At 51.4% G+C, this 12683-nt stretch carries 11 protein-coding genes and 1 pseudogene; 5 read left to right on the top strand and 7 right to left on the bottom strand.

The annotated features are described in order from the left end of the window. Positions 1-144 precede the first annotated feature (144 nt). The 4 genes from DO97_RS11100 to DO97_RS26490 all read right to left on the bottom strand — a co-directional run bounded on the left by DO97_RS11100 (position 145) and on the right by DO97_RS26490 (position 4945). On the bottom strand, positions 145-1767 hold the full coding sequence (locus tag DO97_RS11100) for a beta-propeller fold lactonase family protein (protein ID WP_036533363.1): 1623 nt from the start codon (positions 1765-1767) through the stop codon (positions 145-147). A 157-nt stretch (positions 1768-1924) separates the two neighbouring features. Next, positions 1925-3460 carry a circadian clock protein KaiC gene (kaiC, locus tag DO97_RS11095; protein WP_338038579.1) on the bottom strand — a complete coding sequence of 512 codons (1536 nt, stop codon included), beginning with the start codon at positions 3458-3460 and terminating at the stop codon, positions 1925-1927. 182 nt (positions 3461-3642) lie between these two features. Beyond that, complete coding sequence (kaiB, locus tag DO97_RS11090) at positions 3643-3972, bottom strand: circadian clock protein KaiB (protein WP_036533360.1); 330 nt, start codon at positions 3970-3972, stop codon at positions 3643-3645. Between the two features lie 64 nt (positions 3973-4036). Then, entirely contained in the window at positions 4037-4945 is a 909-nt protein-coding gene (locus DO97_RS26490) for a circadian clock protein KaiA (RefSeq protein WP_052128643.1), read from the bottom strand. 560 nt (positions 4946-5505) lie between these two features. Here DO97_RS26490 and DO97_RS11080 point away from each other — a divergent pair. The 4 genes and pseudogenes from DO97_RS11080 to DO97_RS11065 all read left to right on the top strand — a co-directional run bounded on the left by DO97_RS11080 (position 5506) and on the right by DO97_RS11065 (position 9248). Next, positions 5506-6594, top strand: coding sequence for a hypothetical protein (locus DO97_RS11080; protein ID WP_204368579.1), 1089 nt, complete (start codon positions 5506-5508; stop codon positions 6592-6594). 7 nt (positions 6595-6601) lie between these two features. Next, a pseudogene (locus DO97_RS31125) lies at positions 6602-8324 on the top strand (ATP-binding response regulator); the annotation flags it as partial. 150 nt (positions 8325-8474) lie between these two features. Then, positions 8475-8846 carry a ssl2009 family thylakoid membrane protein gene (locus tag DO97_RS11070; protein WP_036533355.1) on the top strand — a complete coding sequence of 124 codons (372 nt, stop codon included), beginning with the start codon at positions 8475-8477 and terminating at the stop codon, positions 8844-8846. A 138-nt stretch (positions 8847-8984) separates the two neighbouring features. Beyond that, positions 8985-9248, top strand: coding sequence for a YggT family protein (locus DO97_RS11065; RefSeq protein ID WP_036533353.1), 264 nt, complete (start codon positions 8985-8987; stop codon positions 9246-9248). Here DO97_RS11065 and DO97_RS24400 read toward each other — a convergent pair. After that, positions 9245-9424 (bottom strand): hypothetical protein, encoded by a 180-nt coding sequence (locus tag DO97_RS24400; RefSeq protein WP_204368578.1) that lies wholly within the window; start codon positions 9422-9424, stop codon positions 9245-9247. The two genes, DO97_RS11065 and DO97_RS24400, sit on opposite strands and share 4 nt — an antisense overlap. On the opposite strand from DO97_RS24400, the gene DO97_RS11060 reads away from it, so the two are divergent. Then, on the top strand, positions 9416-9811 hold the full coding sequence (locus tag DO97_RS11060) for a DUF4346 domain-containing protein (RefSeq protein WP_036533393.1): 396 nt from the start codon (positions 9416-9418) through the stop codon (positions 9809-9811). The two genes, DO97_RS24400 and DO97_RS11060, sit on opposite strands and share 9 nt — an antisense overlap. A gap of 16 nt (positions 9812-9827) precedes the next feature. On the opposite strand, the gene psb32 is transcribed toward DO97_RS11060, so the two are convergent. Both psb32 and dxs read right to left on the bottom strand, forming a co-directional pair. Further along, positions 9828-10595 carry a photosystem II repair protein Psb32 gene (gene psb32 / locus DO97_RS11055; protein ID WP_239651659.1) on the bottom strand — a complete coding sequence of 256 codons (768 nt, stop codon included), beginning with the start codon at positions 10593-10595 and terminating at the stop codon, positions 9828-9830. 53 nt (positions 10596-10648) lie between these two features. Continuing rightward, complete coding sequence (dxs, locus tag DO97_RS11050; protein WP_036533350.1) at positions 10649-12556, bottom strand: 1-deoxy-D-xylulose-5-phosphate synthase; 1908 nt, start codon at positions 12554-12556, stop codon at positions 10649-10651. Between the last annotated feature and the right edge of the window lie 127 nt (positions 12557-12683).

Raw genomic sequence — 12683 nt, 5'->3', positions numbered from 1 at the left:
ATTCACCCCAACAGAACCTGAATCAAGACCAGCAGAGGATTGAGATTCGCGAATCTCAATCCTCTGGCTCTTCATAATGTGTCCCTTCATGGTCAGAATGTATCGACTTATTGCTGCGTTAAATTGCCATTAAATTGAGGGAAGTCACAACATACAGGAACGAGACCAGCGCAACTCATCAAGGCTGCGGGGCACTAGGGTTAGATCATGGTGACCGCCGGGGCTGGGCATAAAGCCGACTAACTCATCTGTTCGAGTATCGATGAAATAAACCATGCTGCGGTATCGTTGAAAGCCTCCCGTGATCCCCACCACATAGCGACCATCCGGCGTAATTGTGATACTTTCCACATCCGGGGCAATATTCTGGATTTCTTTGCGAATTTTCCAAGTTTCAGTATCGATCACCATGACTCCAGACTTAGCTGGAGCCGGATAAAGAATCACCAAATAGAGCTTCTTGGCATTGGGGGTAAAGACCATGTGAAAGGGTTCAGGATAGCGTCCCGCCCACAGCGGATCGCGGATTTCGGCAAACTTCTTCCACTTGCGAGGATCGGGATCGCTGCTGTCAAACACACCCAGGGCATTTTCCCGTCCATTATTCATAAAGCAAAAATACTTACCATCTGGGGAGAATCCAGATTCATGACCAGGGGAAATCACTTTATCGATCTTGATCTCCCAGCTATCCTTGCCTGTGGTGACAACATCATAGTGATCTGGGGTTTGAGAGTTAAAGGAGCAAAAGGTCACGGGTAGCATATTTTTCTGGGTATCCAGAACCACCAGTCCACCGCAGAGACGAATCAGCGTTGCTGACCATTTGCCGCTGGGATGCCAGATCGTCCCATCCGCGCCACACAAACCCATGACATTACTGCCAGGGATTTTGCCTTCTTCCACCAATAATTCGCCAGAAGGAACCATTTCCCAATCAATTTTGATCCCCTTTGTGCCCCGGTAGTCAAACAAACCCGTGGTGGGATCGGGATAGAGACGCTGAATTTTTAGGGTGCCGCCCTGCCGCCAAGCGGCTGACAATTCCGGGACATTGGGCACCCAGTCGTACTTGAGAGCGACTTTGACTTGGGAACTGCCGCGATCGAACCAAGCGGCAATATCCTTTTGCCCGTCTGTGATCCAATAGGACTGAGCATCATCGGGTTTAATGCAGGTATGAACCCCCAACCCTAGCCCAGAGCTGGCAGCAACATTATCTTCTAATACCATCTGGCTGCCATCAAACCTGACCTTGTACATGTTGAAGCCTTCCGCTGGCTTGGAAACTGGCGTAGGAATCCCAAAAATCAGGGCATCTTTGCCACCCTGACAACTGTTGATGAATTCAAACTCTTCGTAGGGATTGGAGGAGGGAAAGGCTTGAATATGGTGAGAAATTGGGCAGTAGTCGCCGTAGTTCCAATACCAAATGGAGGCCATGACAGTGCCGGTTTTAAGGTCTAGAGCATGGGTGCCGCCACCCATTTTCTGTGGGCAAACCAAGATGTGATCTCCGATCACCTCGCCATTGGGTAATCGAAAGACATAATCATCAATATTACTGACCTTTCGTTCAATCGGCTGATTTGGGGTAAATCCCGGCTCTAGGATCACTCCCTGGGCCGGTAGAGCAGATTTAATAGAGGCCGCATAGGCGGTACTACTTTTCTGGAGCATTACCGGGCCGGCAACGCCCACCCCTAGTGTTCCAGTCGTCAGCATCTTCAGCAGTGATCTGCGGTTGATGGGATGATTGTGTTTCATGAGCTTCAGGATTGAGGATTCTGAATTGTTTTAATTCAACTGATGTGACTTTGAGTTTAGCTCTTGCCTGACCGAGATCAGATGATCTCACGAGGGGTAGATCACAAAACTACGCTCATGCCTCCGCCATCCAGCACCCCCTCCCTGACTATCGGATTTATCTCTTTTCCGGGTCATCACTGCTGGAGAGTCCCTGAACACCTTTCACAATCCGGGATAGTTCGCTTTTTTCATCCACCGCAATTCGTGAGGGTGAACCGCTGATCACCCGCTCAAAATTACGGAAGGAATCCTTGATTTCTGGCCCTTTAGCGCTGATGGAGTACTCTCGAATTCCCTTGTCGTGCCAGGAACCGCGCATTTTGAAGACATTGATTGCCCGAGACATCTCCCCCCGAATTTCCACATACTGCAACATTAAGATGGTGTCCGTAATGGTTGAAATATGGGAGTCAGTGATGGAGTGCGACCCCATAAATTGATCAGAGGTATTGGTAAAGAATCCGGTGATTTCTTCCTGTTTAGCGAAGCCGGTTACCCCAATCACAAATTGACGGAAAGCATTATTACTCACCCCCCTGGCAAGGGCGGACAGGGAGTCAATGGCAATTCGCGAGGGCTTAAAGTCCGAAATTTCAGACTTAATAATTTGCAGGTGATCTTCTAACCCAGCCGACTCAGGATAGGCGCAGATAATCTTCAGTAAGCCCTGTTGTTCCAGATCCTCAAAGTCAATACCCCAGGAAGAGGCATTGCGTGAAAGTTGAGCCCGGGACTCTTCATAGGCAAATAGCATGGCGCGATCGCCACAACGGCAGGCCTCTTCTAAAAATTTGCTCACTAGGAGGGTCTTACCTGTCCCCGTGGCTCCCGTGGCCAGAATAATGGAGTCTTTGAAAAAACCACCTCCACACATCGTATCCAGGGTGTTAACCCCAGAAGAGACCCGGACATTCGAGGATCGTTGGGTAAGCCGCATCGCACCCAGGGGAAATATATTGATGCCCTGATTGGTAATAGTGAAGGGATATTCCCCCTTCATGTGGGTTGTTCCCCGCAATTTCAAGACCTCCAGGGTGCGGCGACGACGCTCCCCTTCTAGAACATTGCGCACAATCACCACATTGTCCGAAACAAATTCTTCGACACCAAAGCGAGCAACCGGGCCATATTCTTCAATCCGTTCGGTGGTCATGATTGTTGTTGCCCCAATCTGCTTTAGGCGGGCGACTAAACGGAAAATTTCTCGCCGTACGACCGAGGCGGCATCATACTGCTGGAAGACCGCTGTGACGGAGTCAATCGAGACGCGCTTGGCTCGATATTTACGAATGGCATATTGAATTCGTTCAATCAGTGCCGAAAGGTCAAAATTCCCAATTACATCTTGCCCTTCTGGGTCCGGGGAAGCATCCAGAATGAATAATTTTCCTTCATCGATAAACTTGGCCAGATCCCACCCAAAACTAACGGCATTCTTAATAATGTCGGTCGGTGATTCCTCAAAGGTGATGAAAATACCTGGCTCGTTAAAGTAGGTGATGCCGTTATATAAAAACTGGGTTGCAAACAAAGTTTTGCCAGTTCCTGATGTGCCACTCACCAGGGTCGATCTGCCAACGGGTAAGCCACCGTGACTGATGTCATCGAACCCCTCAATCATGGTGCGAATTTTTTGGACACTCGCACTCATGGGCTGTTCTTGATTGCTAGATTGATGAATAGAACTCATTGACTAAAGGTTTTGGTAAAAATTCTAGATTGATCAGTAAAGTACCACAGGCGATAGATCGAGTCTAATTTGAGACTAGCTTTTCTAATTTGAGACTAGCTTTACTCGAACACCGCTCATCAGCCTGATGCCGAATAGAAATATCAAGAAGACATTTTGGGATCACACAAGTCATCATCACGCAACTCTTCATAGAGTAGATCTAGGCCAATCAAGACCTTCTCTCGATCCGAGAGGTCACCAATAATTTTACGCACCGGAGGCGGTAAAATTTTGGCGAGGGTTGGTGTTGCGAGAATTTTGTCTTCCTCTGCCAGTTGAGGGCTTTTGAGGACATCAATGACTTTGAGTGCGTAAACACCCTGAAATTCTGTCTCAAGGATGTTGTTGAGGGTCTTTAAGGCACGCATGGAGTTGGGAGTATTGCCAGCCACATAGAGCTTAAGGACATAGGTTTTCTTTAGAGGAGTCATAGATTGGTATTGCAGGTCTCAGGTGGATCAGGGTGCAGCATCTTCAATTGCTTATGGTTGAGTTCTAAGATTCTCTAGGAATTGAACGTCGATACATCTCACCCAGATGTGCAATAACATCAATGAGTGTCAGGCGATAGTCTAGTAATATTTCCTCACTGCGTCCCTCTAATTTTAGCTGTTTGGCAAACTCATCCATCAACTCCATGTGAATTTCAACAACCTTGGATACAGAAATATCAGAGAAGAACGCCAGATCCACAAAGTGATCAATTTGCTGATTCAAGCTGCTATCCCTGGAAAAATAGGTCAGAACAATCTGTCGATACTCCATCTTGAGCTGATCGAGTAACTCCTGGCGTTGCCCTTGGGAGAGGTAACGAAAAAAGTTCTCCGGGTTGCGTTTGTAATACACACCAAGGTACCCTAGCCGCTCTTTTAACTTTGCTGCCAGTCGCTGTTGCTGGGTCATCACAAAGGCTTGAGTTGTTAACTCACAAGCAAGTTCACCGTTTCCTTTCTGGGAATCGCTTGTCAGAGAAAGCTGGAGGAACTGGCTAATCGCCTGATCGATCAGGCTACGAATTTGACTCAGCTGGGTCGGGGAGGTTTGCACTTCCGCGGTATGATACCAAACCGTCCCAGCATCTTGAAGGCAAAGATTTGTGGTTTCGTCCGGGGTCGTTTGTGGGGGTTTGGGTGAGTCAGATGGCTTTTCAATCGAGATGCCCACAATTATTGTGGGCAGGAGAATCGAGTGAGATCGCAACCGTTCTCCTAACTGAGGGAGGTCGGGGCTATGTTCCACGATTAAGCAGTCGAGGTGTTGCTGTCCTTGTCCTAGGAAATTCAGCAGATCCCCAGTCCCCTGAAACAATTTCACCACATAGAAACCCTCTGCCAAAAGCTGGGAAAGAGCTAAAGTCAAAGTATCGGAAACATCACAAATACCAATACAGAGAGGAGAACGCAAAGCTGCTCAAGAATTGAGATGGACTGAATTTGGAGAGATAAACTTAGCCGGAGCATCCATGATCAACTAACTGCCGTTGCCAGTTCACGATTACCATCGTGAAACATTGAGTCCACCTTACCAGGTTTGCCTCTAGAAGCTGATGCCGCAGACAATTTCTTGTAACAAAACCGTTGGAGTTTTGTTGCAAAATTTATTATACCGCCCTTACTGCTTTAAATAAAGCAACGTCTACCCATGGTAACCAGCCTCAGGAATGGCAAGAGGTGAGTGAGGAGCCAGGGTTGAAGCGCCTGGCATTCCCTGGCCGAGATCGCCGGAAACTCATCCAGTAACCGAGGAACGGTAACGCCAATGACCCTCACCCAACCTGATCAACGTCGGGTTAAGTCTGCAGAAATCGTTAGTAAATTCTGATCATCATCAAGGTCAGGGGATACTTAAGGTATCATTCTGTCTGAAAGACTTACACCTGAAACTATTCTGACCAACTCAGTTTCAGCCACACTGCCGTGGATGGAGCGGTGTGCTGATTGTCCCCCAATTCCAGTCAGGTTGCTATGTCACTGCCGACTGTCTCTCTACAAGCATTTCTTGAACCTGTTCCTATCTGTGGTCAAACAGTTACCATGTCACAGATGCTGGAAGTTTTACGACGGGAAAATTGCGATCGCGTGGTAGTCGTCGGAGCACAGTACCAGCCCCTAGGTCTGATTAACCTCCATCGACTGATGCCCTACTTATTAGGTGATGGTCAAAAAAACCTCTCTGAGTATCACCCCCCGGTGCAAGGGCGGACGGAGGAGCGACTGACTGCTAGCCCTAGGGGAACCCCTCACCTAGAAGTACCGCTCACCATTCTGGACTTACCGATTCTCGAGACCTTGGCAACCCTCCCGGTTCATCTCACGGTGGCTCAGTATTGGGCGCACCAGCAGCAGGGAACAACAGTGCCCGGTCTGCCTTGGGCATTGGTGGACGCAGAGGGGAAGTTCCTCGGTTTATTGGACAATCTGCGCATTCTCAAATTTCTGACGCTGAATCTGGTGGAACCAGGGCCGGAAGTTCCTATGCCCGGTCTGTTAGACAGGCTATCGACCGAGGTCACCTACCACTTTCAGAGTCCTCGCACGGTAGAGCAACTCCCGCCTCAACGGTCTGGGCTACCCGCCATGATTCGCCTCCTCGAACAGTTGCCAATGCCCCTGATGCTTCAGACCGGGATGGGGCAGGTTTTGGCACAAAATCGCAGTTGGCGGCAACAGGTGGGGGGGTTACTCGATCCGATCTGGGTACAACGGGAGGCTGCTTCCCTATTGGGGCGCACTACCAATTCTCCCCACCCCATCCTCTGTCAATCTGGCCCCGATCCAGAAACCTGTACTTGCATCTGTCCCATGCAAGACGGGCATGAGCGGGTTTGGCAGTTTATCAAAATTCCTCTAGGCTTAGTCTCAGCCTTAGAGCTTCAGCCCACACCTAGTCCCTGGGATACCAGCCAATTCACGGCCAAAGCATCGATGACTGTAGGGTTCCCAACCGGGAAGTCTGGGAGGACACCCCCCCCGGTTCTTTCAACTGGCAACCCTACAGCCGCTCCCGGAGTCAGTGTTCCAGGACAGCAATCAAACGTCTTGTCTCGCCACTGAGGAGACCCTATGGCTGGTATTCGCCCAGGATCGTACCGAGCAACAGCAATTTGTCAAAGAGCTGGCGGCCAAAAATGTCGATCTGCTGCAGATGAACCGACTCAAAGATGAATTCTTAGCCTGTATTAGCCATGAATTAAAGTCTCCATTGACCGCTGTTTTAGGGCTATCAACGCTGCTCAAAGAGCAAATGCTCGGGGCTTTGAATCCACGACAGTTACGCTATGCCCATTTAATTTATCAGAGTGGTCGGCAATTGATGGATGTGGTCAACGATATCCTTGACCTCACCCGCATTGAAACGGCTCAACTGGAGTTGAACCTGGCACCTGTCAACATTGTCCAGGTCTGCGATCGCGCCCTCAAGCAAGCCCAGCAGCATCAGTCCTGGACATCAGAAGTCGCGGATTCCCAGCCATCGGCAACCTCAGCCCAGGGACGATCACAGCAGACAGAGGGACATGATGCCGGAGATATACCCCTCCTATCCATCGCCCAGGCTCCCGTTTGTATCCTCCTAGAGGGACAGCACCTGACAGTGGAGATGGACATGGGACTCGAAATGCTGGTGGCCGATGAACTGCGACTGCGGCAAATGCTGGCCAACTTACTCTCCAATGCCATTAAATTCACGGAGCCCGGGGGGAGAGATTGGCCTCCGGGTGAATCGCTGGCAAGGGTGGGTTGCCTTCACTGTTTGGGACACTGGCATCGGCATTCCAGAAGACAAGCAACACCTGATCTTTCAGAAATTTCAACAACTGGAAAATCCACTCACCCGTAGATTTGAAGGCACAGGCTTAGGGCTGGTCCTCACCCAGCGCCTTGCTCGCCTCCATGGGGGGGATGTGACGTTTATTTCCAAGGAAGGCAAGGGCAGTGAATTTACCCTGTTACTCCCCCCAGGAGATACCACCTGCTTTACGGACACAGGAGATCAGGATATCGTCTCATCCCTGGCTGGAGAACAGGTAACCGAGCCGTCTCCCGAATCTACAACCTCAGGCAGCCGTCTGGCCTTGTTGGTGGAGGCTGCTCCTCACTTTGTGGAAAGTTTACATCAGCAATTAACCGAGTTGGGTTACTGGGTAGTGATTGCCCGGTCAGGGACAGAGGCACTGGAAAAAGCCCGACGACTGCAACCCTGTGTGATTTTTCTCAATCCCCTCCTCCCTCAGCTCTCCGGTTGGGATGTCCTGACCTTGATCAAATCCCATCTCTCTACCCGGCGAATTCCAATTATTGTGACGGCCACCCGAGCTGAAAAAGCACAGGCAATGCAAAATCAAGCGGATGGTTTTTTGAATTTACCAGTGGATAAGGCCGACCTCCAAAAATGCCTCAGCTCTTTGTTCAACCTGCCTCAGGCGATCCCCAGACAGCAACCTGTCGTCAAAAGCCTGATTTTGCTCCATCTTGTTGGCACGAACCCCTTGATCAGCTCCCTGGGAACCAGCCCTGCCAGCACGGAGTTTTTCCGCGATTTAGACAGCCTCATGTACATCCAGCCCTGCCGAATTTTGGAAGCCGATGATCTGGAACAGGCAGAACTGTTGGCGCGGGTCTGGAAGCCTCAAGTCGTGTTACTGGATGGTACAGGCTCCCATGAACCCCTGCAATACTTGCAGTACCTGAGTCAACAACCCCTCTTGTCAACCCTGCCCCTGGTAACCCTCACCCCCGAGATGACATTGGCAGCCCAGCAAATTCCAGGATTATTGGTGTTTCCCCATGGATCAGAGGTGCCAATGGCAGACGTAGGGGAATCCTCACTGCTTTCAACTCTTCAGAGGGCAGCCACTTCTCCATCCATCTGCCGATAACCCACCCTGGTCATCCCGGAAAAATTCTATGATGTTGGAAAATCAGATCGTATTTCCATGAGTGAGCGAGATAACTTTGCAGGTGGGTTTCTGGTTGGCACCATTGTCGGTGGAGCCATTGGTGGCGTTCTGGGAGTGCTCTTAGCTTCGCGGTACGTGGGGGGTAGTCCCCCCGTGAGCGAATTACGGAGTAGCTCCAATCTCCCAGATGGTCGTTCGGAGAAGGGCAAGAAGCGATCGCTGGCCACAGCCTCCCAGCCTGAAATTGAAGTCGCCCGACGGGGTTTAGAAGACAAAATTGCCCAGCTCAATGATGCCATTGATGAAGTCCGTCAGCAATTGAGTGGGGTTCACAATAGTGGATTGGAGCCGCGCCGCTCCCCCTCCTTGGAAGGTGGCGGTTCGGCGATCGCTCCAGAAGAGTTGTAGCCCGTGGCTAGGAAGTTTGGGGAATCTAAGCTTCACCCCGTCAGCCCCTCGGGTTTGACGGTACCCATACCAGTCGCAAACAATCTTGGTTAGACTAAGTTCCATTCCCTCCAACACACTTAGAGAAAGCGCCATCCCATGCCTACGGTAGAATTATTTGCCAACTCCTTTGCCACCTTCCTGCAAATCTATCTGGTGCTGTTGTTAATTCGCATTCTATTGAGCTGGTTCCCCAATGTGAACTGGTATAACCCGCCCTTCTCAGTCTTGAGCCAGTTAACGGATCCCTATTTAAATATTTTCCGGGCGTTAATTCCTCCCCTGGGAGGGATGGATTTTTCCCCGATTCTGGCGATTTTCCTGCTACAAGTGGTGGCTCAACTGTTCGGACAAATTGGCTAGGTCGTCCCGACGGTCTGGAAAACCCATGACCCCAAACCTAAGGAAGGTAGCATCGCCCCCAGGCAGCAGACACTGGCGGATCTCCAGAGGAGCGATCGCCCCTGAAGGCGATGGATGCGCCAAACTGGTATCAGGGATTCCCACTGCAATTTAACCGTGCCCATGTTATGAGCCAAACTGTTGAGCAAAGCTTTGAGCACTTGGCTGCTCTCGATCAAAGACTCTCCCATCGCCACATCGACCTTGACCCCGGTGGCTATCTGATTATTTATCTAGACACTGCGGCGCAGCTGATCTGTGCCAAACACTATACCAACATTATTGATGAGCGGGGGCTGGCTCTGGATCCAGAGACTCGCAAGCCAATTCCAGCGCGCAAAAAAGTTGAGCGCACGCCCACGGCGGTTTATACGGGCAGAACTGCTAAGGAAATCTGTGTGCAGCTGTTTGAGCAGCCTCAGCCCAGCCCCGTGACCCGACTCGATCATGCGGCCTATCTAGGACGGGAGTTTGTTCGGGCTGAACAGGCACTGTGCAAGGGTGAGAGCTATATCCAGGACTAAGCCTTGAACCTACCCCCTAGCGGGACTGGAGAAACAGGTAAAAATAGTAGGTCGCCATAGGAATTACCGTTGCTGCAATTAACAGTCCCACCACCCAAATCGTGGCACTGATGGCATGGGATTTAGTGTCTTCTGCCTTGGCAAAGGTACCTTCCACCTGGACGATTTCCTGTACCTGGGGCGGGCCGGGATCGGGTTGCCCCGATAGAATCGCAACCAAACGGTGACTAGCATCCTGAAGTCCCTGATTGTAACGACTTTGCCTCAGAGGTACGGCCAGGTTTTCTGAAACGATGCTCTGGGCGATCGCCGCTGGCAAGATTGACTGTACTGCTGTCCCGGTTTGCAGGGCTGCTCCATTGGTCACTGTGTCCAACACCAACACGGCCTGTTTCCCTTGGGCATCGGCGGTGGGGAACCATTGGGTCAATAATTGGCGGGCAAAACTGGCGGGGGTTTCACCATAGTCAAGGCGGTGAATTGTGACCACCCGCACTTGATAACCGGTTCGCTGCGCCAGATCCCTCAGCTCTTGACTGAGACTTCCCTCGGTAATCCGGCTCAACACCTCTCCTTGATCTACCACCCAGTTGGCATCATCGGCGGGCAGGGGCCCGATCTCACTCACACTGGTGGCATGGGCAGGTGTCATCAGAAACATTTGTGCCGCAAATGCCAGCAACACCATGGAGCGTAAGCACGACTGGAGCCAGGTTTTCCAAGAGGGTTGTCGGGAGCAATGCGGTTTCATCACCATGCCTGTTAGAGGAGCTTTTACCACCATAGGGAGGGAGGGTTCTCTTTTGCAAGAGCCAGGGGATCATCGCTGAACCCTGTTTAACAGCTGACTTCAGCAGGCTGCACAATCTGCAATTTCAACAGTTGTTCAGCAATTTGGGCACTCGTTAGACCCAGAGTTGCCTTTGATTGTTCGGGGGTCGCATGTTCCACCAATTGGTCGGGAATGCCCAGACGAGTCACAGGCACCAAAATATTGTTGTCTAGCAATGCCTCTGCGATCGCCGTGCCAAAGCCACCGATCAAGCACCCTTCTTCCAGAGTGACCACTCGCCCAATCCGTTGAGCCAAGGGGAGAATCAACTCCGTATCCAGGGGCTTGGCAAATCGGGCATTGACGACGGTGGCGGCAATGCCATGCTCACCCAGAAGTTCAGCAACCTGGAGGGCAGGATAGACCATGGAGCCGTAGGCTACCAGCAGGAGATCGTCGCCATGACGTAGGATTTCCCCCTTGCCAATCGGCAGGGGCTGCCAACCTTCATCCATCAGGGGCACCCCATAGCCGTTGCCCCGAGGATAGCGGAGGGCAATCGGCCCATCCGTGTATTCAATCCCCGTGACGATCATTTGTTGGAGTTCCGCCTCGTCCTTGGGGGCCATGAGCACCATGTTGGGTAGGCAGCGCAGATAGGCAATGTCGTACATGCCTTGATGGGTTGGGCCATCCGCTCCCACAATCCCGGCTCGATCCATACAGAAAAAGACGGGCAGCTTTTGAATGCAAACATCGTGAACCACCTGGTCATAGGCCCGTTGCAAAAAAGTGGAATAGATTGTCACCACCGGACGCATGCCTTCACAGGTCATTCCCGCTGCTAAGGTGACAGCGTGCTGCTCCGCAATGCCAACGTCAATGTACTGCTGGGGTAATTTGGCTTGTAAGATGTCCAGCCCGGTTCCGGTTGCCATGGCGGCGGTAATTCCCATGATCTTGGGATTTTCTCGAGCCAGACTTAGCAGGGTTTCGCCAAAGACCTTGGCGTAGCTGGGGGGTTTCGGTTTGCTGGAGGGAATGGCTTTCCCGGTAGCTAGATTGAACGGCGATTGGGCATGGTAGCCCACCTGGTCGCGCTCGGCGATCTCGTATCCCTTGCCTTTAACGGTGGCGACATGCACCAACACTGGCCCTGTTTGCTGGTGGGCTTGCCGGAAGGTGGTGATTAATTCCTCAATGTTGTGACCATCGACAGGCCCCATGTAGGTAAACCCTAATTCTTCAAACACCGCCCCAACTTTGGGCACGGCTAAGCGTTTCATCCCCTCCTTGATCCGACCCAACTCAGGGGACAGGGAATCGCCAACAAAGGGCAGGTGTTTGAACTGCTCCTCGAGGTTATCGGCGAGGAACTGCACCGGGGGGCTGAGGCGCAGTTTATTTAAATAGCGAGGAATCGCCCCCACATTCGGTGAAATCGACATCTCATTGTCATTGAGAACCACCAGGAGGTTGGTTTTTGGTAAATGTCCCGCATGGTTGATGGCTTCTAGCGCCATGCCACCCGTGAGGGCACCATCGCCAATGATCGCCGCCACTTTAAAGGTTTCTCCCCTCGCATCTCTGGCCAAGGCCATGCCCAGGGCTGCGGAAATACTGGTGGAAGCATGGCCGGCCCCAAAGTGATCAAAGGGACTTTCACTGCGCTTGAGATAGCCAGCCACCCCATCTTTTTGGCGCAGGGTGTGAAACTGGTGATAGCGACCCGTAATCAATTTGTGGGGATAGGCTTGGTGCCCCACATCCCACGTCACCCGATCGCGATCGAGATCCAGGGTTTGGTAGAGGGCCAAGGTTAACTCCACAACCCCTAACCCAGGACCCAAATGGCCGCCACTCGCAGCAACGGTTTGCAGATGCTTTTCCCGAATTTGGCGGGCAATCTGCTCCAGTTGCTGAATGGACAAACCGTGCAACTGGTTGGGGTGGGTGATTTCACTCAGGTGCATACTGGGACACTCGCGGGGTTATTTTTGGATTAATCTACCTCTTATCACTGTAGTTGAGGAACCGTCGTAATTTCTGAGACAGAAAAAAAATGGTTCCTAAAACTGTCCCCTAAGGTTTTAACCAGCA

Origin of the sequence: Neosynechococcus sphagnicola sy1 (genome assembly GCF_000775285.1) — a bacterium.
Lineage (GTDB): Bacteria > Cyanobacteriota > Cyanobacteriia > Neosynechococcales > Neosynechococcaceae > Neosynechococcus > Neosynechococcus sphagnicola.
The sequence above is the reverse complement of the archived record's forward strand: the minus strand, read 5'-3'. Positions and strand labels throughout refer to the sequence as shown.

Excerpts from the sequence above, each read along its gene's own strand:
- DO97_RS11100 (WP_036533363.1), bottom strand. The coding sequence starts at position 1,767 with ATGAAACACAATCATCCCATCAACCGCAGATCACTGCTGAAGATGCTG.
- kaiC (WP_338038579.1), bottom strand. The coding sequence starts at position 3,460 with ATGAGTGCGAGTGTCCAAAAAATTCGCACCATGATTGAGGGGTTCGAT.
- kaiB (WP_036533360.1), bottom strand. The coding sequence starts at position 3,972 with ATGACTCCTCTAAAGAAAACCTATGTCCTTAAGCTCTATGTGGCTGGC.
- DO97_RS11080 (WP_204368579.1), top strand. The coding sequence starts at position 5,506 with ATGTCACTGCCGACTGTCTCTCTACAAGCATTTCTTGAACCTGTTCCT.
- DO97_RS11070 (WP_036533355.1), top strand. The coding sequence starts at position 8,475 with ATGAGTGAGCGAGATAACTTTGCAGGTGGGTTTCTGGTTGGCACCATT.
- DO97_RS11065 (WP_036533353.1), top strand. The coding sequence starts at position 8,985 with ATGCCTACGGTAGAATTATTTGCCAACTCCTTTGCCACCTTCCTGCAA.
- DO97_RS11060 (WP_036533393.1), top strand. The coding sequence starts at position 9,416 with ATGAGCCAAACTGTTGAGCAAAGCTTTGAGCACTTGGCTGCTCTCGAT.
- psb32 (WP_239651659.1), bottom strand. The coding sequence starts at position 10,595 with ATGGTGGTAAAAGCTCCTCTAACAGGCATGGTGATGAAACCGCATTGC.
- dxs (WP_036533350.1), bottom strand. The coding sequence starts at position 12,556 with ATGCACCTGAGTGAAATCACCCACCCCAACCAGTTGCACGGTTTGTCC.